The organism is Rhizobium sp. PK7-22 (assembly GCF_056530405.1).
The window spans coordinates 2,502,169-2,524,105 of record NZ_CP096514.1 but is presented as its reverse complement, the minus strand read 5'-3'; the positions used below and the strand labels follow the sequence as shown (position 1 = coordinate 2,524,105).

Here is a 21,937-nt window from a genome sequence, read left to right as displayed (position 1 = left end):
ACATCACTGTAATGTGAGCTTCGAACAGCGGCCCCGACCAAAAGTTCCTTCTTCAACAACATCTTTGTCATCAATGTCTTCATCAACAACCGATGCGCTGTAAGCGGGAACCCGTTGATGGGGATCACTGTTTAATCGACGGAATAAAATGCAAAGTATCGCCCACGGTTCCCGGCACCCAGCGAGCTTCTTCTTCATCTTCTTCAGGAACTCTCCGGCAGGTCCATAGTTAGCGTCCAGAGCTGCCTGTCGTTGGCGAGAGGGCAGCCGGTTCCAGACGATGGAGAAATTTCAGGATGAATGTGATGACGATGCCGGATGCTGGCCTCATGATGGATGCCGCCATCATCACCGGACCCGGTACGATGGTAACCGAGACCCTGCCCCTTCCCGAACCCAGTTTAGGACAAGTTAGGATAAGGCTCGAAGGTTGCGGCGTATGCGCGTCCAATCTGACGCCCTGGGCGGGGCCGGAGTGGATGCAGTTCCCGACCGAGCCCGGCGGGCTCGGGCATGAAGGCTGGGGCGTTGTCGACGCCGTGGGTGAGGACGTCCAGGGCTTGAAGCTCGGCGACCGCGTTGCCGCCCTCTCCTTTCACGCCTATGCGACCCACGACGTGGCGGATGCCGACAAGGTCGTGCTTCTTCCCGCCGCGCTGGCCGGGCAGCCGTTTCCCGGCGAACCGCTCGGCTGCGCCATGAACATCTTTCGCCGCAGCGAGATCAAGGCCGGGCAGACGGTCGCCATCATCGGCATCGGCTTTCTCGGGGCGCTGCTGACGCAGCTTGCTACATCGGCGGGCGCACGCGTGATCGCCATCTCGCGCCGACCCTATTCGCTCGACGTCGCGCAGCAGATGGGTGCGGCACACCGTATTCCCATGGAGGATCACTGGCAGATCATCGAGGAGGTGAAGGCGCTCACCGGCGAAACGATGTGCGACTGCGTCATCGAAGCAGTCGGCAAGCAGTGGCCGCTCGATCTCGCCGCCGAACTGACCCGGGAACGCGGACGGCTGGTCGTCGCTGGTTATCACCAGGACGGTGCGCGGCAGGTCAACATGCAGCTCTGGAACTGGCGCGGCATCGAGGTCATCAATGCCCATGAGCGCGACCCCGCAGAATACATCCGCGGCATCCGTGACGCGGTCGATGCGGTCGTGGCCGGACGGCTCGACCCCTCCTCGCTCTACACGCACAGCTTTCCTCTGGAGCGGCTCGACGCGGCGCTGGATGCGACCCGCGATCGCCCGGACGGATTTCTCAAGGCTCTGGTGACCTACAAATGAACGAGATGATTGCAGATCTTGAGCTCCCTGCGACCACCAAACCGGCGCGGCTGGGTTTCCTCGGCGTCGGCTGGATTGGTCGCCACCGCATGGAGGCGATTCTCGCCTCAGGTGCAGCCGAGGCTGTTGCGGTTGCGGATCCCTCCCCGGACATGGCTGAGGAGGCGCAAAAGCTTGCTCCCGGCGCCAAGGTGGTCGGCGGCCTGGAGGAACTTCTGGCGCTGGATCTGGACGGCGTGGTGATCGCGACGCCAAGCGCACAACATGCAGCACAATCGATCCAGGCACTGGAGGCCGGCGTTGCCGTCTTCTGCCAGAAGCCGCTTGGCCGCAATGCGGGTGAAGTCGAAGCAGTGGTTGCCGCCGCACGCGGCGCAGACCGCCTGCTCGGGGTCGATCTGTCCTACCGCCACACCGAAGGCATGCGTCAGATCCGCAGCCTGCTGAAGACCGGAGAGCTTGGCGAGGTGTTCGCCGTGGATCTGGTGTTCCACAACGCCTATGGCCCCGACAAGCCCTGGTTCTATGACAAGACGCTGTCCGGTGGCGGCTGCGTCATGGACCTTGGCATCCACCTGGCGGATCTGGCTCTCTGGTCGCTGGACTTCCCCGAAGTGGCGAAGGTCACCTCGCAACTCTTTCATCAGGGACAGCGGATCAGCGGGACGGCCGAACAGGTCGAGGATTTCGCGACGGCCACCATCGAGCTTTCGACCGGCACCGTGGTGCGCCTGACCTGTTCCTGGCGCCTGCAGGCCGGCTGCGATGCGATCATCGGCGCAACCTTCTATGGCACCGCTGGTGGGGCCCAAATGACCAATACGCAAGGGTCTTTCTACGACTTCACGGCCGAGCGGTTCCACGGCACGAGCCGCGAACTGCTGATAGATCCACCTGACGACTGGGGTGGCCGCGCGGCAGCAGATTGGGCAGAACGGTTGCGGTCCGGCGGGCGGTATGACGCTGCCTGCGAGGCATTCATCACGACAGCCGAGGTGATCGACCGCATCTATCAGGCCGGATGAGTTTCCTGGACGACCACGAGGTCCCATCCCTATGACGACCGTGTCGATAGGTAATGAATGCATGGCAGCATCCCAGGAACCACTTCGCAGACTGCGTGTTATGTGGGCTTAAGGAGTTTCACATGCGGATCATCTTCGTCGTTATGCTTGCCTCGGTCTTGAGTATTCTTGCGTTCAAATATGTGGACCGGTCGATCGGAGAGTCCGACCTGATGGCCTCTCCAATGGAGATGTCTGCCGAGAACTAATGACGCTGGGCTGGAGAGCACATCCATGACCGGTGCAGGAGGATCAGCGATGAACCAAAGAGAAATCATACTGACATTCGTGCTGGCGATGGCTATCTACGTGGTGACTGTATTCCTGTGGCCTTCGAGCATCGGCGCTCTTGACAAGACTGCGCGGCTTGCAGGCCCTCCGGCGGAGACGGCCTTTCTTCTGGAGAGGTTCGGCGTGCCGTCGCCTGACCAAGAGACCACCCGGATTGAATGAAAAATGCCCCGCACTGCGGGGCATTTTTGTCAGAAGACGGTATTGCCGCTTTCTTCTTCCTCGTGCATCACGGCGACGTCGCCATTGGCGCTGAGCCTGACATTGTCACCTTCGATGTCCGCCACCAGATCGAGCGGAATGAAATGGTGATGGCCTTTGTGGTGGCCTTCGCCGGCGTCTGCCTTGGTCAGCTTGATGCGGCCATTCTCGACGCGATCGACCGTCCCGATGGGGACGCCGTCAGCTCCGATGACCTTCGCGTGTTCCTTGATGAGTCCTGAATCAATCATGTGGATCTCCTTTCGCACGGATTAAACGTACGAGGAGATGATTGGATGCAGGTTGATCTGTATCACTCGTGAATTTCGTAGGAACCCATCTTGCACAGGTTCTGCGTGTCTTCGGTGGTGTCCAGATCGGAGTCTTCGGAAAACTCGAACCGCATGTCGTACTCGCAGACGCTGCGTCCATCGGCGATGGTGATTTCAATGCTGTCGCCGGGGCTGAGGACGTCCTGTCCGAAGACATCATCTTCCCACTGATCGACCCCGGTCGGAGACGTGTAGAAACGCTCAAGGGTGGAGCTGGTAGAATTGGTCAGTTTGAAGACGAGATCTTCTGCCTGGGATGTAACTGCAGATGCCAAGAGGGCCGCCAGTGTGGTGACGGCAGCAACAGTAAGCTTGTTCACGTGAGAGTCTCCTGCCCATGATCGGACACTGTTCCATAGCAGGAAGCAAGACACTGGCAAGCTCCCGCGACCAAGGACTTAGCCCGTGTCGGACCTTTAGTTACAGAAGTTTAAGTTGGATTTGCCGCGGCCGCATGCGATGGCAGACCCCATGGGACGACAGCCCACTTGATCTGGCGCAGAGGCCATCCGATCTCAGACGCTATGGTAACTGTCGAAAGAGGAAAAAGCCAAGTGAAAGCCGAGACCGACATTGCCAGCAAGCAGGCAGGCAGCGTTCCAGATCTTGCCGCCATTCTCACCGATCAGGGTCGCAAGCCACGAGGGCGCAAGCTCAAGTTTGCCGTGCTGGCCCTTCTTCTGCTGGGCGCCGCGGCCGGGGGATACATCTACCTGCAGGGTGACGGTGCGACCTTCGACTACACGACACAGCCCGTACAGCGCGGCAACCTGCAGGTGATCGTCACGGCGACCGGCTCGGTCCAGCCGACGGATCAGGTCGATATCTCCAGCGAGCAGTCAGGCACGATCCGCGCCGTCAACGTTACCTATAATTCGACCGTCACCTCCGGCGAAGTTCTTGCGGAACTGGACACAAGCCGGCTCCAGGCAGATCTGGAGAATGCTCGCGCGCAGCTGGCCTCCGCTCGCGCCAACTTGTTGAAGGCCGATACCGATGTCGCCTCGACGAAGACAACCCTCGACAGGCTGACGGCACTTGCCGACCGTAACGTCACGAGCCAGCAGGATCTCGACGCCGCGCGCTATGCCCAGGATTCGGCGATCGCCTCCCGGGCCGTGGCAGAAGCTTCGGTCCAATCCGCAGAGGCGAGCCTTCGCCTCGCCGAAGTCAATCTCGGCAAGGCCAAAATTGTCTCTCCGATCGACGGCGTCATCCTGACGCGCGGTGCCGAGCCGGGCCAGACGGTCGCTTCCTCCCTGAATGCTCCCGTCCTCTTCACGATTGCCGGCGATCTGCGGCGGATGGAGCTGCAGGTCGCCGTCGACGAGGCGGATGTCGGCCAGGTCCAGGAAGGGCAATCGGCCACCTTTTCCGTCGATGCCTATCCGGAGCGATCCTTCCCCGCCACAATTCAGACGGTGCGTTTTGCCTCCGAGACCGTTTCCAACGTCGTGACCTACAAGGCCATCCTCACCGTCGACAACGACGACTTGCTGCTGCGTCCCGGCATGACGGCGACCGCCGATGTGGTGGTAGAGTCGGTCGAGGACGCCCTGCTTGTCCCCAATGCTGCCCTACGCTACTCACCACCCGCCGCGGCGGGCCGCAGCAGCGGCAGCGTTCTGACGCGTCTGTTCCGGGCGCCGAGAATGGGCGGCAATCGCCAAGCGGCCGGTGATAGCGCGAACCGCGGCGTCTGGGTCCTGCGCAATGGCATCCCCGAGCGCGTCGCTCTCCAGACAGGTCCCTCCGACGGTCAGTCCACGGTCGTGCGCGAGGGAGAGCTCAAGGAAGGCGACCTGGTGATCAGCGACGCCACGGCCCGCAATGGCTGAGGCTCCCATGGCTCCGGCCCCCCTCATCGAGTTTCGTCAGGTATCCAAATTCTACGGAAGCGGGGAAGCCACGATCCGGGCTCTCGATCGGGTTGATCTCTCGATCGAAGCCGGCGAGTTTGTCGCCATCATGGGACCGTCGGGTTCGGGCAAATCGACCTCGATGAATGTCATCGGCGGCCTCGATGTCCCCTCGTCCGGCGAATACCTGTTCCAGGGCATCCCGACCACCAACTTCAACCGGACGCAGCTGACGCTGCTGCGCCGTCACATGCTCGGCTTCGTCTTTCAAGGTTTCAACCTGCTGGCGCGCACCTCGGCCGTCGAGAACGTCGAGCTGCCGCTGGTCTATCGCGGCATGGCGGTGAGCGAACGCCGGGAGCGCGCAAAGCTCGCGCTCGAACAGGTGGGCCTCAAGGGCCGCGAAGGTCATACGACTCAGGAGCTGTCGGGTGGCCAGCAGCAGCGCGTGGCGATCGCCCGCGCCATCGTCACCGACCCCGCAGTCCTTCTCGCCGACGAGCCGACCGGCAATCTCGACACCAAGACCAGCCGCGAAATCATGGAGCTGATCTCGCGGCTCAACCGGGAGAACGGCATCACCGTCATCATGGTCACCCATGAGGAAGACATTGCCGCCTATGGCCGACGGCTTCTGCGGTTCGTCGACGGGCGACTGGCCGGCGACGAGGTTCAGGCAAGGGAGCCGGCACATGTTCTTTGAGACAGCAAAGCTTGCCTGGCGCGCGATCAGCCGCAATCTGCTGCGCTCCTTCCTGACGGTGCTCGGCGTGGTGATCGGGGTCGCGGCAGTCATCGCCATGGTGACGATCGGCAATGGCACAACGGCGCAGGTTCAATCGGAACTGGCGCGTCTCGGCACCAACACCCTTTTCGTGCGCCCTGGACAATGGGGACCCGGCCGCGCCAGCACGGAAGCCAAGCGTTTCGAGGACCGCGACGTGGAGGCCATGCGCGACCAGATCGCCGGCCTTCGCGCCGTCGCACCGATGAACCGCGGATCCGCGACCGTCATCGCCGGCGGCGAGAACCGGTCGTCGAGCGTCATCGGCACCACCAACGACTATCTCATCGCCCAGGACTGGGACCTTGCCGCCGGCCGCACCTTCCTGCCTGGGGAGGAACGCGGCCAGGCCGCCTGCATCGTCGGCGAGACGGTGCGGCGCGAACTCTTCGGCGCGGCCGATCCGGTCGGTCAGACGATCCGGGTCAGCAATATCTCCTGCCCGGTGGTCGGGCTTCTCTCGGCCAAGGGCCAGTCCGGCATGGGCGACGACCAGGACGACACGGTGATCATGCCGCTGAAGCTGCACCAGCGGCGCATCGGCGGCACGAACACCATCTCCAGCATCATCCTCTCGGCGCAGGACGGGGTATCGACGGCCAAGGTGCAGTCCGATGTGGAAAGCCTGCTGCGGGAGCGCCGGCGCATCGGCATCGGTCGCGACGACGACTTCTCGGTCGCCGACATGTCGCAGATGGCCGCTGCCATGACCGGCACCACGACGCTCCTGACGGGACTGCTCGGCGCGGTGGCCGCCGTCAGCCTGCTCGTCGGCGGCATCGGCATCATGAACATCATGCTGGTCTCGGTGACGGAGCGGACGCGGGAGATCGGCATCCGGCTTGCGATCGGCGCCCTCGAACGCCAGGTGCTGACGCAGTTCCTCGTCGAGGCCGTGATGCTGTCGATCTTCGGCGGCGTGGCCGGCATCCTGACCGGGCTCTCGCTGGCCTATGGCGTCGTGTCGCTCTTGAACGTGCCCTTCGTGACGAGCCCGATGATCATCTTCGTGGCCTTCGCATTCTCGGCCATCATCGGCGTCGTCTTCGGCTATTTCCCGGCCCGGCGTGCGGCACAGCTCAACCCGATCGACGCGCTCCGCCACGAATAGCCGGAGCACGCGCTAAGACAAAGATCACGGGATGAGGAGTGCGGTTGCGATCAGCCAGCGTGCGACTGCGCGTCGCGCTGCTTGGCAAGTGCCGCGAGATCGGCCGGCTTCAATTCGACGGATTCGCCGCAGCCGCATGCGGAGGTCTGGTTCGGGTTCACGAAGATAAAGCCGGAGCGCATCTTGCTCATCTCGAAATCCATCTGCGTGCCGAGGAGATAGAGGACGGCGGACGGCTCGATCCAGACCCTGGCGCCTGCATGCTCGATGAGGTCGTCCTTGGCGTTCGGCTCGGTCACCAGGTCGATAGTGTATTCCATGCCGGCGCAGCCGCCCTTCTTGATGCCGACGCGCACGCCCTTCGCATCCGGTCCGGAATTGCCGACGATCGCGTTGACGCGCTCGGCGGCGGCTTCGGTCATGGTCATTACTGCAAAGCCCATCGGCTCATGCTCCTTCTACAGCCGGGTTCAAGGCCCGGTGTTGTTGGACTGAATGTAAGGGCAGCCCGTAAACGGATCAATACCAGCCGACGGCGACCTGCGCCTCTTCGGACATACGCTCCGGTGTCCACGGCGGATCGAAGGTCATCTCGACCTCGACACCGGAGACGCCCTCGACGGCGCCAACGGCATTTTCCACCCAGCCCGGCATCTCGCCTGCAACGGGGCAGCCAGGGGCCGTCAGCGTCATGGCGATCTTGACCATGCGGTCGTCCTCGATGTCGATCTTGTAGATCAGGCCAAGTTCGAAGATATCCGACGGGATCTCGGGATCGTAGACGGTCTTCAGGGCGGCGATGATGTCATCGCTCAGACGCGCCAGTTCCTCCTGCGGAATCGACGACTGGACGATCCCCTCGCGGGCGTCCCATTTCAGTTCGCTGTCTTCCACGGCCATGGCAATATCCTCAGGCAAAGAATGTACGGGCATAGTCGAGCGCATCTGCAAGTGCGTCAACCTCGGCACGCGTATTGTACATGCCGAACGATGCACGGCATGTGGATGTGACACCGAAGCGCTTCAAGAGCGGCATGGCGCAATGGGTGCCGGCGCGGACGGCAACGCCGCGGCGGTCGATCACCATGGAAACGTCGTGGGCATGGATGCCGGCAAGCTCGAAGGAGAAGATGGCGCCCTTGCCGGGTGCATTGCCGATGATCCGGAGCGAGTTGATGGCCCGCAGCCGTTCCTCCGCATAGGCAGCCAGATCGGCCTCGTGCCTGGCGATCGCGTCGCGTCCGATCTTGTCCATGTAGTCCAATGCGTAGCCAAGCCCGATCGCCTGCACGATCGGCGGCGTGCCCGCCTCGAAGCGGTGCGGCGGATCATTGTAGGTGACGCCTTCCTCGGAGACGTCGACGATCATCTCGCCGCCTCCCTGGAAGGGACGCATCTCCTTCAGCCGGTCCATCTTGCCGTAGAGAACGCCGATCCCGGATGGTCCGTAAAGCTTGTGCCCGGTCATCACATACCAGTCGCAGTCGATGTCCTGCACGTCGACCGACATGTGGACTGCGCCCTGGCTGCCGTCGATCAGAACCGGAATGCCGCGCTCGTGCGCGATCCGGCAGACTTCCTTCACCGGCACCACGGTACCGAGCGCATTCGACATGTGCGTGATCGCGACGAGCTTGGTCTTTTCCGTCAGGCTCTTCTCGAACGCTTCGATGTGGAAGGCGCCGTCCTCGTCGACCGGGACCCAGACCAGCTTGGCGCCCTGCCGTTCGCGGATGAAATGCCATGGCACGATATTGGAGTGGTGCTCCATGATGGTGATGACGATCTCGTCGTCCTCGCCGATCTTCGGCATGCCCCAGCCGTAGGCGACGGTGTTGATCGCCTCCGTCGAGGATTTGGTGAAGACGATCTCGTCGACCGATCCGGCGTTCAGGAAGCGGCGCACAGTCTCGCGGGACGCCTCATAGGCATCGGTCGCGGCATTCGAGAGGAAATGCAGGCCGCGATGGACGTTGGCATATCCACTGGAATAGGTGTCGGAGATGGCGTCAATCACCACCTGCGGCTTCTGGGCCGAGGCGCCATTGTCCAGATACACTAGCGGCTTGCCATAGACCTCGCGCGACAGGATCGGAAAATCCCGCCGGATGGCTTCTACGTCGTAATCGGTCGCTGGTGTGATCTGGTCCATGTCAGGCGTGCTTTTCCAGCCAAGCCGAGATGATGCCTTCCAGCGCCTCGACCAGCTTTTCATCTTCGAGTTCTTCGACGACCTCGGCCACGAAGGCGTTGACCAGCATCGCGCGCGCCTTGTTTTCCGGGATCCCGCGCGACGTCAGGTAGTAGAGATGATTGCCGTCGATGTCCGACACCGTGGCGCCATGGCCGCAGATGACGTCGTCGGCAAAGATCTCCAGTTCCGGCTTGACCGAAAACTCGCCGTCGTCAGTCAGGAGCAGCGTGTTGCAGGCCATCTTGGCGTCGGTCTTCTGGGCATCCGGTGCGACCCGGATCATTCCCTGGAAAACGCCCCGGGCGCGGTCGAAGACGACGTTGCGGAAGATCTCGGTGGAATTGGTGTTCGGCACATTGTGGCCGAGCACCAGGGTCACGTCCGTGTGGGTCTCGCCGCCGAGCAGGTTGACGCCGCGAAGCGTCAGCTCGCTGCCTTCGCCGTCCACATCGATGCGCAGTTCCTGGCGCACCAGCTTGCCACCGGCATTGATGACGAAGAGCCTCAGCTTGGAATTGGTCCCGAATTTGACCCGGATCTGGCCGAGATGCGTGTCCTCCGCCCCTTGCTCCTGCAGGATGATCCAGACGGCCTCAGCCCCCTCTTCCAGGGTGATGTCGCTGATGCTGGAGACCAGGGCAGCCTCACCCGTTATCGAGCGGTGGCGCTCGATAACGGTCGCCCTGGAGCCGGCGCCGAAGGTGACCGGAAAGCGGGTGTGAACCTGCCCTGCCCCATGCAGCGCCTGCAGTTCGATCGGAGCATCAACGGTGACCCCAGCGGGAACGGCGATGCTGTAGCCGTCGCGAACAAGGCTGCCGTTGATCTTGCCGATCGCGTCATCCTTGTCGAGCGCTGCAAGACCCGCTGCCGCCGTGCCGTTGATGAGGCTTTCGGCGTAAGAAGCGATCCCCAGGCCCTCGATCGAGGCTGCCGCATCTGCAGCACCTTGCAGCACCGGCAGCACCTGGGCGCCCTCGACGAGAGGAGCAATGGTGACGAGCGAAGGGGCCGCCACCAGGGGTGCCGGAACGTTGCGCAGCAGTGTGCGCAGGTCCGTATAGTGCCAGGCTTCGACGCGGCGCGTCGGCAGGCCGGCGATCTTGATGTCGTTGAGCAGCCGATCGCGCGTGCCGGTAACGGCGCCGTCGCCCGGCAGGTCGCCGACCTGCGCGGTGTAGGCTTCCACCAGAGCCGTTTCGGCCGGTGTCAGGCGAATGGGCGTGTGAATGTTCATGTCTACGTCCTTTCCGGGAATCAGGCTGCTTTCCCGATGATGTCGGCGTAGCCGTTGGCTTCCAGCTCGAGCGCCAGATCCTTGTCGCCGGACCGGATGACCTGGCCCTTGTAGAGAACGTGGACGGTGTCCGGAACGATGTATTCGAGCAGGCGCTGGTAGTGGGTAATGACGATCACGGCACGATCCGGGGACTTCAGCGCGTTGACGCCGTCGGCGACGATCTTCAGCGCATCGATGTCGAGGCCGGAATCGGTCTCGTCGAGAATGCAGAGCTTCGGCTCGAGCAGTGCCATCTGCAGAATTTCGGCACGCTTCTTTTCACCGCCGGAAAAGCCGACGTTGAGCGGACGGCGCAGCATGGCCGGGTCGATCTTCAGTTCGGCAGCAGCTTCCTTGACGCGGCGGATGAAGTCCGGCGTCGTCAGTTCCTCTTCGCCGCGCGCCTTGCGCTGCTCGTTCATCGCCACCTTCAAGAACTGCATGGTCGCGACGCCGGGAATTTCTACCGGATACTGGAAGGCCAGGAAGATGCCCTTGGAGGCACGCTCGGCCGGATCGAGCTCGAGAATGCTCTCGCCGTTGTAGAGGATCTCGCCTTCGGTGACCTCGTAGTCCTCGCGGCCGGACAGGATGTAGGACAACGTCGATTTTCCGGAGCCATTCGGCCCCATGATGGCAGCGACTTCGCCGGCCCTGACCGTCAGGTTCAGGCCCCGAATGATTTCAGTGCCGTCTTCGGCAATGCGGGCATGAAGATTGCGAATTTCAAGCATGTTGTGTTCCTGTCCATCGAGCGGCACCACGGCCGCCTGTCGTTACTTTTTGCGCCGTTCAGCGCCTTCTCATTCCGTCATCCTCGGGCTTGTCCCGAGGATCTATTGCGGTGTCAGTTGTAGTCAGACCATTGCGGCGTGCTCGGTTGCGGTACGTAGATGTTCTCGATTTCATCGATACGCTCATAGAGATCCAGCCAAGTCGGGTTCAACCCTTCGATCAGCTTGATCTTCCAATCCCGCAAATAGCGCTTCAGCGATTTCTCGCGCTGGATCGCCAGGACGATGTTCGGATGCAACTCGAACCACACCAAAAGCTTCGCATTGTATCTGGACGTAAAACCCTTCCTCACTTCATTCCGGTGTTCCCAAACGCGCCCCTGCAGGTCGCTGGTCACGCCGACGTAGATTACTCCGCGCGGCTTGTCCGACATCATGTAGACGAAGCCGGACATCGCGGATCAGCCCTTCCGCCGGTAGATCCTCGGGACAAGCCCGAGGATGACGACCACCGCCGGCTGAGCGCGCCGTCTCATCAGCCCACGCTTCCTTCGAGCGAAATCCCGATCAGCTTCTGGGCTTCGACGGCAAATTCCATCGGCAGTTCCTGGATGACGTCCTTGACGAAGCCGTTGACGATGAGGGCGATGGCTTCCTCTTCGGGGATGCCGCGCTGCATGACGTAGAACTTCTGGTCGTCGGAGATCTTCGAGGTGGTCGCCTCGTGCTCCACCTGGGCGGACGCGTTCTTGACCTCGATGTAGGGCACAGTGTGAGCGCCGCACTTGTCGCCGATCAGGAGCGAATCGCAGTTGGTGAAGTTGCGCGCATTCTCAGCCCGGCGGTGGATCGAGACCTGGCCACGATAGGTGTTGTTGGAGCGCCCGGCCGAGATCCCCTTGGAGATGATGCGGCTCGAGGTGTTCTTGCCGAGGTGGATCATCTTCGTGCCCGAGTCGATCTGTTGATAGCCGTTCGACACGGCGATCGAGTAGAACTCGCCGCGGCTGTCGTCGCCGCGCAGGATGCAGCTCGGATACTTCCAGGTGATCGCCGAACCGGTCTCGACCTGGGTCCATGAGATCTTCGAGCGGTGACCGCGGCAATCGCCGCGCTTGGTGACGAAGTTGTAGATGCCGCCCTTGCCCTGGGCATCGCCCGGGTACCAGTTCTGAACCGTGGAGTATTTGATCTCGGCGTCGTCGAGAGCGACGAGTTCGACGACCGCAGCATGCAACTGGTTCTCGTCGCGCTGCGGTGCCGTGCAGCCTTCGAGATAGGAGACGTAGGCGCCTTCCTCGGCGATGATCAGGGTCCGTTCGAACTGGCCCGTGTTCTTCTCGTTGATGCGGAAGTAGGTCGACAGCTCCATCGGGCAGCGAACGCCCTTCGGCACGAAGACGAAGGAACCGTCGGTGAAAACGGCCGCATTCAGCGTTGCATAGTAGTTGTCGGTGGTCGGAACGACTGAGCCAAGATACTGCTTGATCAGGTCCGGGTGCTCGCGGATCGCCTCGGAGATCGACATGAAGATCACGCCGGCCTTCTGCAGTTCCTTCTTGAAGGTCGTGACGACGGACACCGAATCGAAGACGGCATCGACGGCGACGCGCGGCTTCTGGACGCCGGCGAGCATTTCCTGCTCCTGCAGCGGAATGCCGAGCTTCTCGTAGACCCGCAGCAGCTCCGGATCGACCTCCTCAAGGGACGTCGGCCCAGTCATGTTCTTCGGCGCGGCATAATAATAGAGCTCGTTGAAGTCGATCTTCGGATAATCGACGCGCGCCCAAGTTGGCTCTTCCATCGTCAGCCAGCGCTGATAGGCGTCGAGGCGCCACGCCAGCATCCAGTCCGGCTCCTGCTTCTTGGCCGAGATGAAGCGGATGATGTCTTCGGACAGACCCTTGGGGGCCTTGTCCACTTCGATGATCGTCTCGAAGCCGTATTTGTACTGGTCGACATCGATCTGGCGGACCTGATCGATCGTTTCCTGCACCGCAGCCATGGTGTTCTCCAACTCTCGCCGGCAGTCAGGCCGGCACCTCTTTTTTCGGACGGACGTTCCGCCGGTATGTAGGGGCCAAAAGGCGCTTTTCACACCTTCGGGCAAGCGGAAAATTGTCTTTCCGCAGGTTTATTGCCGCTTACGCGGCTTCTCCGGCCGAACGACGCCGGCCGGAAATTCTCTTGAACGCCGCCAGTGCGGCGTCGATGTCTGCCGAAGTCGTCGTCGGGCCGATGGAAATGCGCAGCGCACCGAGATCGGCGTCGAAGCCCATGGCCGTCAGCACGTGGCTCTGGCCGACCTTGCCGGACGAGCAGGCCGAGCCAGCCGACAGCGCCACGCCCTCGATATCGAAGGCGATCTGGCCGGTCTCGGATTTCAGCCCCGGAAGGGTGAAGAAACAGGTGTTGCCCACTCGCTCCACATCTCGCCCGTGGATGATCACGTCCGGTGCCAGGGCAGCCATTCCAGCTTCCAGCGCATCTCGCATCCCTCCAAGCCGGAAATGATTGGCACCCATATCCTCAAGTGGTGCCTCAGCAGCAGCCCCGAAGCCAATGATTCCATGGTAGTTCTCTGTACCAGAGCGATGCCCCTTTTCTTGCCCGCCACCGCGGATCAAGGCAGCTGGCAACAAAGCCTCGCCGCGCGAGATCAGGGCGCCGACGCCTTTAGGGCCGCCGATCTTGTGGGACGAGACAATCATGAAATCGGCGTCGAGCGCTGCGATATCGACCGGAATTCGACCCACCGCCTGCACCGCGTCGACGATCAACAGACCGCCGAAGTGGTGAACGAGGCGCGCCGCCTCCGCCACGGGCTGGACGATGCCCGTTTCATTGTTGACCAGCATCAGCGCCACAAGGGGCAGACCCTCGGCGCGATCATGCGCCGCCAGTGCGGCTTCCAGCATCTGGAGATCGAGGATACCCTGGCGGGTCACGGAGATCTCCGACACCTGCTCGGGCGTAAAGCGTCCGCCTTCGCGCACTGCCGGATGCTCGATGGCCGAGACATAGAGATGGCTGACGAGAAGCGGCGCCCGCCCCATTCGAAAATCCGGGGTCAGGACGTGGTTTGCCGCTTCCGTTGCGCCGCTTGTGAAGATGACATGGGCAGGCTCGGCAGCGACCAGAGCAGCGACCTGCCGGCGGGCCTTGTCGATACCGGCACGTGCCGCACGTCCCTCGGCATGTACCGACGAGGCATTGCCGGGCATGGCGAAGGCATCGACCATGGCCAGACGCGCCGGCTCGCAAAGCGGCGCGGTCGCATTCCAGTCCATGTAGACGCGTGTACCTACCATTGCCCGGCCTGCATTCCTTCCTAGATAGCCATCAAGTTCCATGCCATGGGTGCAAGCCGCATTTTCCTTGAATTTTCGAACGGCCTTGCCTTATGAGACATCAGCCGGGTCGCCAAGCGGCCCCTCAAAAGTTTCGAATGGTTCTAAACTGAGTTTTAGAAAAGCTGACCGACTTCGTCAAGTCTCGACTTGGCACTCAGTGAGCAACCTGAACATCTGACCGGAGTACCGATGCCCGAAGTCATCTTCAACGGCCCCGCTGGCCGCCTCGAGGGGCGATATCAGCCCTCCAAAGAAAAAAAACGCCCCGATCGCCATCATCCTGCATCCGCACCCGCAGTTCGGCGGCACGATGAACAATCAGATCGTCTACCAGCTTTTCTATATGTTCCAGAAGCGCGGCTTCACGACGCTTCGCTTCAACTTCCGCGGCATCGGCCGCAGCCAGGGCGAATTCGACCATGGCGCCGGTGAACTCTCGGACGCGGCCTCCGCGCTCGACTGGGTCCAAAGCCTGCATCCGGATTCGAAGAGCTGCTGGGTTGCCGGCTATTCGTTCGGCTCCTGGATCGGCATGCAGCTTCTGATGCGCCGCCCCGAGATCGAAGGCTTCATGTCGATCGCGCCGCAACCGAACACCTATGACTTCTCGTTCCTGGCACCCTGCCCTTCGTCCGGCCTGATCATTCACGGCAATGCCGACAGGGTCGCGCCCGAAAAGGATGTGGTGGGACTGGTGGAGAAGCTGAAGACCCAGAAGGGCATCCTGATCACCCATCGCACGATGGAAGGCGCCAACCACTTCTTCAACGGCCAGGTCGATGCCCTGATGGCCGAATGCGAGGACTATCTGGACCGCCGCCTCGAAGGCGAACTGGTCCCCGAGCCGGCTGCCAAGCGGATCCGCTGAGCTTAATCGAACAATCGAGGCGGTGACGTCCGTCGCCGCCTCGCTGCCCCTCAGACAGACTGCCCCGTTTTGCTCGGATAACTGATGCGGCCTCCAGAGATGGGCATGGCGACGCCGGTTGTGCCGGGGAACGTCAAAGGCAGGCCCTGCATCGAGCGCACCGCCAGGTAGGCCCAGGCCTCCGCTTCCATGGCATCGCCGTCCAGCTTGACTTCCTCGGCCGAGACCACCCTTGCTCCGCACGCTCCCGCAAGTGTTGCGAGATCCGCCATAAGAACGGTATTCAACCGCCCCCCTCCGCCAATGACAAAGAGCCCCGGCGCTTCCGGGAGGTGACCAGACGACCTGATGATCGCGGCTGCCGCCACATAGGCGAGCGTGCGTGCGCCATCCGCAAGCTCTGCCTGATCGCCGCGCAGCGGCAGGAAGTCGTTTCGGTCCAGCGACCGGCGCGTCTTTGCGGTGAAGAACGGCTGCGACAGATAGCTTTCGGCCAGCTCGGCAATCACCTGCCCTTCCGATCCGATCATACCCCCCTGATCGAAGGGGATACCCGCCTGCGCCTCTACCCATTGATCGATCAGGGTATTTCCGGGACCGCCGTCGAAAGCCGTCAGCACGCCGTCCCGACCGATGAAGGTGAGGTTGGAGATGCCGCCGATATTGACGAAACAGACCGGGCGCTCCGGCACATCGAGCCCCTCGGCAAGTGCCGCATGATAGGCCGGGACCAGAGGCGCGCCCTGCCCGCCATGCACCATGTCGTTAGCGCGCATGTCCGACACCACGGCAATACCGGTCAGATCAGCCAGCAGTTGTCCGTCCCCCAGCTGGACGGTCAAAGCCTCGTCCGGGCGGTGCAGCACCGTCTGCCCGTGGAAGCCGACGGCGTCGATATCGGATGACGACAGTCCGTTCTGCTCAAGGAATTTGCCGATGGCGACGGCGTGCCGCTCCGTCAGTTCCCGTTCAACAACCGCAAGAATACCTAGCCGTTCCGTCCGCTCGCGGATCGCGGTGGCATCCTGAAGCGCCTGCTTCAATCTCTCGCGGAAAGCCGGTTCGTAGGCAACGCCCAGAAAGGCGCCGCGCTGCACAAGACCTTGCCCGTCGGTGCGCACCAGAGCCACGTCGATGCCATCCATCGACGTCCCGCTCATCAATCCGATTGCCGTTTTCATTCCGTCCATTGATGACACTCAGAATCAATTTTGAAGTGATTAAGGTCAGAAACAGTGCTAGACGCCGCCTCGCAAATGAAAACACATCCACAGAGATAAGAGATGTCCAGGTTCAAGTCCGATTTCCTCCGTACGCTCGACGAGCGCGGCTTCATCCACCAGATCTCCGACGAGGCAGGTCTCGACGCGTTGTTCGCCAAGGAAACGGTAACCGCCTATATCGGCTATGATCCGACGGCGTCGAGCCTGCATGTCGGGCATCTCACCCAGATCATGATGCTGCACTGGATGCAACAGACCGGCCACCAGCCGATCTCGCTGATGGGCGGCGGCACCGGCATGGTCGGCGACCCCTCCTTCAAGGAGGAGGCGCGCAAGCTGATGACGGTCGACATGATCGAGGACAACATCACCTCGCTGAAGCATGTCTTCGCCAACTACCTCGATTACGACCGCCAGCCCAATCCGGCGCTGATGATCAACAACGCCGACTGGCTGCGCCCGCTCAACTATCTCGAATTCCTGCGCGACGTCGGGCGGCATTTCTCGGTCAACCGGATGCTGTCCTTCGACAGCGTCAAGACGCGGCTTGATCGGGAGCAGTCCCTGTCGTTCCTGGAATTCAACTACATGATCCTTCAGGCTTATGACTTCGTCGAGCTCTCCCAGCGCTACGGTTGCCGGCTGCAGATGGGCGGCTCCGACCAGTGGGGCAATATCATCAACGGCATCGACCTCGGTCACCGGATGGGGACGCCACAGCTCTATGCGCTGACCTCGCCGCTCTTGACCACCTCGTCAGGCGCCAAGATGGGCAAGTCGGCGTCGGGCGCGATCTGGCTGAACAAGGACCTGCTGCCGGTCTATGACTTCTGGCAGTACTGGCGCAACACCGAAGACGCCGATGTCATCCGGTTCGCCAAGCTGTTCACGACCCTGCCGATGGCGGAGATCGAGAAGCTTTCGAAGCTCGACGGCTCGGAGATCAACGAAGCAAAGAAGATCCTGGCAACGGAAGTCACCGCCATCCTGCATGGCCGCCAGGCCGCCGAAGAGGCCGCCGAGACGGCGCGCCGGACGTTCGAGGAGGGTTCGCTTTCCGACAACCTGCCGTCGATCGACGTGCCGCAGGCGGAGCTGGAAGCGGGCCTCGGACTGCTGTCGCTGATCGTGCGGGCAGGCCTTGCCGCGTCGAATGGTGAGGCGCGTCGCCATGTCCAGGGCGGTGGCGTGCGGATCAATGACGAAGCGGTCACCGACGAGCGCATGACCGTCGGTGATGGTCAGCTGATGGCTGATGGCGTCATCAAGCTGTCGCTCGGCAAGAAGAAGCACATCCTCGTGCGGCCCTCCTGAACCTTCGAACGACTTGCCTTCCAATAGGCCCGGTCACAGCCGGGCCTATTGGAACTCGAAGATCTGCCGGAAGATGCCGGGTGCGATGATCGACAGCGGGTTGATCGTCAGGCGGGGCTGATCGAACGGCCCCTCCATCTTGAAGGTGATGCCGAGCAGCCCCCTGTCGCGTCCGTTGCCAAGGATCACCCCGATGATCGGCAGTTCCGCAAACAGCCGGTTCAGGCCGTAGGCCGGCATGAACGTTCCGGTCATGTCCATGTTGCCGCGCGAATCGCGCAGGATGCCCTGGAAGCTTGCGCCGATCTGCTCCCCGCGGACGATGCCGTTCTCTACCGACAGTGCGCCCCCCTGGTATACGACCCGTGCGAAGCCACGTTGAAATTTGGCCGAACTCACGTCGATGTCCCGCTTGACCGCCGCGTTCAGGCTTTTCTGCTGCTCACCCACCGGCGTCGACACGAGCGACTGCAGCCGCTCCTCGTTCATCAACGCGAAATTGCGCAGGTCCAGCGAACCGCTCCAGACATTGTCGCGCTGCGGCCTGAGGCTCACGTTGAGCAGTCCCCCCTGGATTCGGTCGTAGAGATTTGCAAAGCGCGCCACCGCGCCGGCATCACCGCTGGTCAGGGAGATGATCTGCGACTGGTTCATGCGGCTGACGACGGGCGCGCCGCTTTGGGTGACGGCAGAGAAGTCAGCCTTGGAGATCGTGCCGTTGCGCGTCTCAAACAGCATCGTGACGTTCGCGAGCCGCTCGTCGCCGAAGCCGACCATCTGGCCGAGCTCGGCCTTGATCGTCGCGCTTCCGTCACCGCCGCCGCCCGACGCTCCTCCAGAGCGCAGGCGCGTCAGTATCGGGCGCATGTCCGCCGAAGCACCCGAGATGGAGACGTCGAAGCCGCCTTTTGTCTGATTCAGAGACGCCCGGAAGTCGTCGCCTGGCGAGAGCTGAACGCGCGACAGTTGCGCCGACTGAAGCTGCCCGCCAGCGAGCGTCATTTCGCCCTGGGCCCCGAATCCGTCCCCATCCAGACGAAAACTGCTGATGCTTTCCTGTGTGCCATCGCTCGCGATCTCGAAGTCGGCTTTCGTCGGGATACCATTGCCCTTGGTCCAGCCGATCCAGGGCACCGAAAGGGTCGAGCGGGTCAGGTCGAGGGAGACGCTCTGCCGGGTATCGTCAACACGGGTGATCTGCGCCTCGATCGTGCCATCGACGACGTCGGACAGACCCGGAACGAGCTTCTCGCGCTGCTGGTTGTCCAGGCTCGCCTTGATGATCCGCTCCTTGGGAACCGTCGACGATTTGCCGATCGGCTCGACCAGAGTCACCTCCGCGGGCACGCCGTCGATGGCGGCCTTGGCCGTCAGTCGGGCGGCCTTCCTGTCGACGTTCAACAGGCCGTTGACATCGCTGATCTGGTGACCGGAAAATGGCGGTCCGACGTCGACGTCGGCCAGTTCGATTTCGGCGCTCCAGTCGGGCTCCGGCGGGTTCTGGTCGGCGATCAGCCCCAGACGCGCCTTGACCCTGGCCGTGGCAGTTCCGCCGAAATCATCCGGCTTGAACTCGGTTTCCTTCAGCGCGTTCAGTGGACGGAAATTGGCCAGTTCGGCAACGGCATTGGCATCCCCGGACACCTGGATGGCAAGATCAGCCATCAGCGGCTTTGTATAGGTCGACGCGACGGTAAACTCACCATCGGCCACCTTTACCGATCGTCCTGACGGGAGATAGGAGGCGCCGCTTTCGATCTCCACTTTCAACAATTCGCCCTTCAGATCGAAGTTGGCATCCAGATCGCGCAGCGGCGGAATGTCGCCGGGCAAATTCAGCCGGGCGTCCTGGATATCGAAGGCAATGCGCAATTCATTGGCATCGAGATCCAGCGGATGGCCGGGCCCCTTCATCTTGCCGGCAGGAATGAACACGGCGATAGACCCATTGATGGCAGTGCCGCCGTAGATGTTTTCCAGCACCCATGTCCGAGGCTTGTTGGCCATCCAGAAGGGCCAGAATTGCTTGATCCCTGCCACTTCCATCGTCGGGAGTTGTCCGCCGAAGCTGATCTCCGGCGACGCGTCTCCCAGCTGGATCTTCAGCGAACCGGCCATTGAGCCCAGTGGGCTCGACAGCAGCATGTCGTTCACCTGCAGCTGACGGTCGGCCGACAGGTAGCGTCCCGAAGCCCTCAGGTCGAAGACGGCCGGCGCTTCACCGGAACCTGCCGCCGTCGCCTTCCCGCCGCTGACCAGCAGGCTAAGCCCGAATCCCGGCCGGGCATCTGCGGGGTCGAGCCGGTTGAGGTCGACCACGGCTCCGTTGAGCGGAAGGACGGTGGTTCCGAAGCGCACCTCCGAATCCAGGATCTCGAGAGAATTCTTGCCGAAGTCATAGGTCGCCTTGATCAACCCGCCGGAAAGCTCCTGGGCCAGGCCGTCGAAATAGAAGAGCCCGGTGGAGGGCCGCAGCGTCGCCTTGATTGAGGGCGTCGTCGATTCACGCGCCCGCACCGCCTCGACATCGAGATCGATCGTCCCCTGCACCCCATCACGGGGTGCCCCGTCGTCAGCCCGCCGCAGGAGAAAGGGCGTCGTTTCCAGTCCGGTCAAGGTGGCCTTCAGCGATGAGGAGACACCCTCGATCACGGCAGCGGTGGCCTGCAGCCGCGCTGGTTGTCCATCGAGCGCGACGTCGCCGATCACGGAGATCTCGCCCGGAGCGGTGCGGGTGAGGTCAAGGCCCGCCACTTCCAGCGCAATCGGCTTGCGCCCCGGCGCGGCAGGCATGAGTACCTCGATCCCCGCCAGGCTGATCGTGTTGGTGCCGGTGCGCTCCATCAGTCCACGCGCTTCGTCGAGACGTTGAAACGCCTGCTCGAGAACCGCCGGTAGAGCATCGACACGCACCTTTGCCAGCGCCATCGGATCCCCGGGCGGCAGAGCACCTGTATCGAGCTGGATGCCATTGGCTTCCATATGCCGGATGGAGATACGGCCCGCGGCAAGGGCAAGCGGATCGATCGCCATCCTGAGGGCGGTAGCCCGTGTCAGGTGCTGTCCCGACGCCTGTTCGACGATGTTCACGTCGCGCGCTTCGAGGGCGAGGCGAAAATCCGAATCGAAGCGGATGGCGGCGGAGCCCACCGTGGCCGTGTATCGCGGGCCGAGCGCGTTGTTCAGCGCATCGTTTGCCCGTGCCGACAGCGCACCGTCGACGGCACCGCCCTCGATGGCAAAAAACGCGCTTGCGACCGCCGCCAGAACCAGAAACGTCATGATCGTCAACATGCGCCAGAGCCTGCGCATGCGCGTACGCGGCAGCGGACAGTGAACGATCATCGGGTCTTCGGCCTGCGCCGAAGGCAAGGTGTGCAGCGGCGTAAATTCATTCCTGCCGAAGCTGACCTTTTCGCCGCGAATTTCCGCCATTCCTGAATAAACTCGCCTCTGGTGCGCCAATGATCTGGTCTGCGGCCAAATCAGTATACATGATTTGCGGCCTCATCCTTCAACATACTGGCGAAAGAAAGGACTACCATGACCGAATTGAAAGCTGGCGACGCTGCTCCCGCATTCACCTTGCCCACGGCGGGAAACGGATCGGTCGCCCTGGGCGACCTGAAGGGCCAGAACGTCGTTCTCTATTTCTACCCGAAGGACGATACGAGCGGCTGCACGACTGAGGCGCTTGCCTTCACCGAGCTGCTGCCGCAGTTTTCAGACGCCGGAGCCACTATCATCGGCGTCTCGCCCGACACGGTATCCAAACATGACAAGTTTGCCGCCAAATATGGCCTGAAGATCATTCTCGCCTCGGACGAAGACAATGCCGCGGCCCTCGCCTATGGCGTCTGGAAGGAGAAAAGCATGTACGGACGCACCTACATGGGGATTGAGCGTTCGACCTTTCTGATCGGGCCTGACGGCCGGCTGCTGGCTGTCTGGCCGAAGGTAAAAGTGGCCGGGCATGCGCAAGAGGTCCTGGCCGCCCTCACGAAGTGACAGGAGGTATTTTTCCGGGTCGCGAGAAAGGCT

At 62.2% G+C, this 21,937-nt stretch carries 22 protein-coding genes and 1 pseudogene; 10 read left to right on the top strand and 13 right to left on the bottom strand.

The window, feature by feature from the left end; genetic code table 11:
• Positions 1 to 3: 3 nt before the first annotated feature.
• A complete protein-coding gene (locus M1E10_RS17080) occupies positions 4 to 198 on the bottom strand; it encodes a hypothetical protein (protein WP_499174007.1) in 195 nt (64 codons plus the stop codon).
• Between the two features lie 107 nt (positions 199 to 305).
• Here M1E10_RS17080 and M1E10_RS17075 point away from each other — a divergent pair, with 107 nt between their 5' ends.
• The 4 genes from M1E10_RS17075 (at position 306) to M1E10_RS17060 (ending at position 2,806) form a co-directional block, all read left to right on the top strand.
• Positions 306 to 1,289, top strand: coding sequence for an MDR/zinc-dependent alcohol dehydrogenase-like family protein (locus M1E10_RS17075; protein ID WP_499174006.1), 984 nt, complete (start codon positions 306 to 308; stop codon positions 1,287 to 1,289).
• The gene (locus tag M1E10_RS17070; protein WP_499174005.1) at positions 1,286 to 2,314 is read left to right on the top strand and encodes a Gfo/Idh/MocA family protein; all 1,029 of its coding nucleotides are present in this window, start codon (positions 1,286 to 1,288) and stop codon (positions 2,312 to 2,314) included. Before M1E10_RS17075 ends, M1E10_RS17070 begins: the two co-directional genes overlap by 4 nt.
• Before the next feature lie 122 nt (positions 2,315 to 2,436).
• A complete protein-coding gene (locus M1E10_RS17065; RefSeq protein ID WP_268871296.1) occupies positions 2,437 to 2,562 on the top strand; it encodes a hypothetical protein in 126 nt (41 codons plus the stop codon).
• 25 nt (positions 2,563 to 2,587) lie between these two features.
• A complete protein-coding gene (locus tag M1E10_RS17060) occupies positions 2,588 to 2,806 on the top strand; it encodes a hypothetical protein (protein WP_499174004.1) in 219 nt (72 codons plus the stop codon).
• Positions 2,807 to 2,835: 29 nt separating this feature from the next.
• Here M1E10_RS17060 and M1E10_RS17055 read toward each other — a convergent pair whose 3' ends face one another.
• Both M1E10_RS17055 and M1E10_RS17050 read right to left on the bottom strand, forming a co-directional pair.
• Positions 2,836 to 3,096: a DUF2171 domain-containing protein gene (locus M1E10_RS17055; protein WP_499174003.1), complete on the bottom strand. Its 261-nt coding sequence runs from the start codon at positions 3,094 to 3,096 to the stop codon at positions 2,836 to 2,838.
• Positions 3,097 to 3,158: 62 nt separating this feature from the next.
• Positions 3,159 to 3,497: a hypothetical protein gene (locus tag M1E10_RS17050; RefSeq protein ID WP_499174002.1), complete on the bottom strand. Its 339-nt coding sequence runs from the start codon at positions 3,495 to 3,497 to the stop codon at positions 3,159 to 3,161.
• 204 nt (positions 3,498 to 3,701) lie between these two features.
• Here M1E10_RS17050 and M1E10_RS17045 point away from each other — a divergent pair, with 204 nt between their 5' ends.
• From M1E10_RS17045 to M1E10_RS17035, 3 genes are read left to right on the top strand one after another with little or no spacing between them, the layout of a single operon-like run.
• Positions 3,702 to 5,015, top strand: coding sequence for an efflux RND transporter periplasmic adaptor subunit (locus tag M1E10_RS17045; protein ID WP_499174001.1), 1,314 nt, complete (start codon positions 3,702 to 3,704; stop codon positions 5,013 to 5,015).
• Between the two features lie 7 nt (positions 5,016 to 5,022).
• A complete protein-coding gene (locus M1E10_RS17040) occupies positions 5,023 to 5,739 on the top strand; it encodes an ABC transporter ATP-binding protein (RefSeq protein WP_499174000.1) in 717 nt (238 codons plus the stop codon).
• Complete coding sequence (locus M1E10_RS17035) at positions 5,729 to 6,931, top strand: ABC transporter permease (RefSeq protein WP_499173999.1); 1,203 nt, start codon at positions 5,729 to 5,731, stop codon at positions 6,929 to 6,931. Before M1E10_RS17040 ends, M1E10_RS17035 begins: the two co-directional genes overlap by 11 nt.
• Positions 6,932 to 6,981: 50 nt before the next feature.
• Here the strand turns inward: M1E10_RS17035 and sufA are convergent, their stop codons facing one another.
• From sufA to M1E10_RS16995, 8 genes are all read right to left on the bottom strand, one after another.
• Positions 6,982 to 7,374: an iron-sulfur cluster assembly accessory protein gene (sufA, locus tag M1E10_RS17030; protein ID WP_499173998.1), complete on the bottom strand. Its 393-nt coding sequence runs from the start codon at positions 7,372 to 7,374 to the stop codon at positions 6,982 to 6,984.
• A 76-nt stretch (positions 7,375 to 7,450) separates the two neighbouring features.
• Complete coding sequence (locus M1E10_RS17025) at positions 7,451 to 7,831, bottom strand: SUF system Fe-S cluster assembly protein (protein WP_029618244.1); 381 nt, start codon at positions 7,829 to 7,831, stop codon at positions 7,451 to 7,453.
• Positions 7,832 to 7,841: 10 nt separating this feature from the next.
• Complete coding sequence (locus M1E10_RS17020; protein WP_499173997.1) at positions 7,842 to 9,083, bottom strand: cysteine desulfurase; 1,242 nt, start codon at positions 9,081 to 9,083, stop codon at positions 7,842 to 7,844.
• A gap of 1 nt (position 9,084) precedes the next feature.
• The gene (gene sufD, locus M1E10_RS17015; protein WP_499173996.1) at positions 9,085 to 10,362 is read right to left on the bottom strand and encodes a SufB/SufD family protein; all 1,278 of its coding nucleotides are present in this window, start codon (positions 10,360 to 10,362) and stop codon (positions 9,085 to 9,087) included.
• A 20-nt stretch (positions 10,363 to 10,382) separates the two neighbouring features.
• On the bottom strand, positions 10,383 to 11,138 hold the full coding sequence (sufC, locus tag M1E10_RS17010; RefSeq protein ID WP_499173995.1) for an ABC transporter ATP-binding protein: 756 nt from the start codon (positions 11,136 to 11,138) through the stop codon (positions 10,383 to 10,385).
• Positions 11,139 to 11,251: 113 nt separating this feature from the next.
• The gene (locus tag M1E10_RS17005; RefSeq protein WP_499173994.1) at positions 11,252 to 11,593 is read right to left on the bottom strand and encodes a GIY-YIG nuclease family protein; all 342 of its coding nucleotides are present in this window, start codon (positions 11,591 to 11,593) and stop codon (positions 11,252 to 11,254) included.
• An 80-nt stretch (positions 11,594 to 11,673) separates the two neighbouring features.
• Entirely contained in the window at positions 11,674 to 13,143 is a 1,470-nt protein-coding gene (gene sufB, locus M1E10_RS17000) for a Fe-S cluster assembly protein SufB (protein WP_499173993.1), read from the bottom strand.
• A 139-nt stretch (positions 13,144 to 13,282) separates the two neighbouring features.
• Positions 13,283 to 14,449, bottom strand: a complete 1,167-nt coding sequence (locus M1E10_RS16995; RefSeq protein WP_499173992.1) for a cysteine desulfurase family protein — start codon at positions 14,447 to 14,449, stop codon at positions 13,283 to 13,285.
• Positions 14,450 to 14,680: 231 nt separating this feature from the next.
• Between M1E10_RS16995 and M1E10_RS16990 the strand changes: the two are divergent.
• Positions 14,681 to 15,359, top strand: a pseudogene (locus M1E10_RS16990) (alpha/beta hydrolase).
• Between the two features lie 50 nt (positions 15,360 to 15,409).
• Here the strand turns inward: M1E10_RS16990 and M1E10_RS16985 are convergent.
• Positions 15,410 to 16,549, bottom strand: coding sequence for an anhydro-N-acetylmuramic acid kinase (locus tag M1E10_RS16985; protein WP_499173991.1), 1,140 nt, complete (start codon positions 16,547 to 16,549; stop codon positions 15,410 to 15,412).
• 93 nt (positions 16,550 to 16,642) lie between these two features.
• Here M1E10_RS16985 and tyrS point away from each other — a divergent pair, with 93 nt between their 5' ends.
• On the top strand, positions 16,643 to 17,896 hold the full coding sequence (gene tyrS / locus M1E10_RS16980) for a tyrosine--tRNA ligase (RefSeq protein ID WP_499173990.1): 1,254 nt from the start codon (positions 16,643 to 16,645) through the stop codon (positions 17,894 to 17,896).
• A gap of 45 nt (positions 17,897 to 17,941) precedes the next feature.
• On the opposite strand, the gene M1E10_RS16975 is transcribed toward tyrS, so the two are convergent.
• Positions 17,942 to 21,331, bottom strand: coding sequence for a YhdP family protein (locus M1E10_RS16975; protein ID WP_499173989.1), 3,390 nt, complete (start codon positions 21,329 to 21,331; stop codon positions 17,942 to 17,944).
• A 108-nt stretch (positions 21,332 to 21,439) separates the two neighbouring features.
• Between M1E10_RS16975 and M1E10_RS16970 the strand changes: the two genes are divergently transcribed.
• On the top strand, positions 21,440 to 21,904 hold the full coding sequence (locus M1E10_RS16970) for a peroxiredoxin (protein WP_499173988.1): 465 nt from the start codon (positions 21,440 to 21,442) through the stop codon (positions 21,902 to 21,904).
• Positions 21,905 to 21,937: the final 33 nt, after the last annotated feature.

What these genes read in the sequence shown, in the direction of transcription:
- sufB (WP_499173993.1), bottom strand. Translation starts at nt 13,143, where the DNA reads ATGGCTGCGGTGCAGGAAACGATCGATCAGGTCCGCCAGATCGATGTC.
- M1E10_RS16995 (WP_499173992.1), bottom strand. Translation starts at nt 14,449, where the DNA reads ATGGTAGGTACACGCGTCTACATGGACTGGAATGCGACCGCGCCGCTT.
- M1E10_RS17070 (WP_499174005.1), top strand. Translation starts at nt 1,286, where the DNA reads ATGAACGAGATGATTGCAGATCTTGAGCTCCCTGCGACCACCAAACCG.
- M1E10_RS17025 (WP_029618244.1), bottom strand. Translation starts at nt 7,831, where the DNA reads ATGGCCGTGGAAGACAGCGAACTGAAATGGGACGCCCGCGAGGGGATC.
- tyrS (WP_499173990.1), top strand. Translation starts at nt 16,643, where the DNA reads ATGTCCAGGTTCAAGTCCGATTTCCTCCGTACGCTCGACGAGCGCGGC.
- M1E10_RS17035 (WP_499173999.1), top strand. Translation starts at nt 5,729, where the DNA reads ATGTTCTTTGAGACAGCAAAGCTTGCCTGGCGCGCGATCAGCCGCAAT.
- sufD (WP_499173996.1), bottom strand. Translation starts at nt 10,362, where the DNA reads ATGAACATTCACACGCCCATTCGCCTGACACCGGCCGAAACGGCTCTG.
- sufC (WP_499173995.1), bottom strand. Translation starts at nt 11,138, where the DNA reads ATGCTTGAAATTCGCAATCTTCATGCCCGCATTGCCGAAGACGGCACT.
- M1E10_RS17075 (WP_499174006.1), top strand. Translation starts at nt 306, where the DNA reads ATGACGATGCCGGATGCTGGCCTCATGATGGATGCCGCCATCATCACC.
- M1E10_RS17045 (WP_499174001.1), top strand. Translation starts at nt 3,702, where the DNA reads ATGGTAACTGTCGAAAGAGGAAAAAGCCAAGTGAAAGCCGAGACCGAC.
- M1E10_RS16970 (WP_499173988.1), top strand. Translation starts at nt 21,440, where the DNA reads ATGACCGAATTGAAAGCTGGCGACGCTGCTCCCGCATTCACCTTGCCC.
- M1E10_RS17065 (WP_268871296.1), top strand. Translation starts at nt 2,437, where the DNA reads ATGCGGATCATCTTCGTCGTTATGCTTGCCTCGGTCTTGAGTATTCTT.
- M1E10_RS17055 (WP_499174003.1), bottom strand. Translation starts at nt 3,096, where the DNA reads ATGATTGATTCAGGACTCATCAAGGAACACGCGAAGGTCATCGGAGCT.
- M1E10_RS17005 (WP_499173994.1), bottom strand. Translation starts at nt 11,593, where the DNA reads ATGTCCGGCTTCGTCTACATGATGTCGGACAAGCCGCGCGGAGTAATC.
- M1E10_RS17060 (WP_499174004.1), top strand. Translation starts at nt 2,588, where the DNA reads ATGACCGGTGCAGGAGGATCAGCGATGAACCAAAGAGAAATCATACTG.
- M1E10_RS17040 (WP_499174000.1), top strand. Translation starts at nt 5,023, where the DNA reads ATGGCTCCGGCCCCCCTCATCGAGTTTCGTCAGGTATCCAAATTCTAC.
- M1E10_RS17080 (WP_499174007.1), bottom strand. Translation starts at nt 198, where the DNA reads ATGAAGAAGAAGCTCGCTGGGTGCCGGGAACCGTGGGCGATACTTTGC.
- M1E10_RS16985 (WP_499173991.1), bottom strand. Translation starts at nt 16,549, where the DNA reads ATGGACGGAATGAAAACGGCAATCGGATTGATGAGCGGGACGTCGATG.
- M1E10_RS17020 (WP_499173997.1), bottom strand. Translation starts at nt 9,083, where the DNA reads ATGGACCAGATCACACCAGCGACCGATTACGACGTAGAAGCCATCCGG.
- M1E10_RS16975 (WP_499173989.1), bottom strand. Translation starts at nt 21,331, where the DNA reads ATGGCGGAAATTCGCGGCGAAAAGGTCAGCTTCGGCAGGAATGAATTT.
- sufA (WP_499173998.1), bottom strand. Translation starts at nt 7,374, where the DNA reads ATGGGCTTTGCAGTAATGACCATGACCGAAGCCGCCGCCGAGCGCGTC.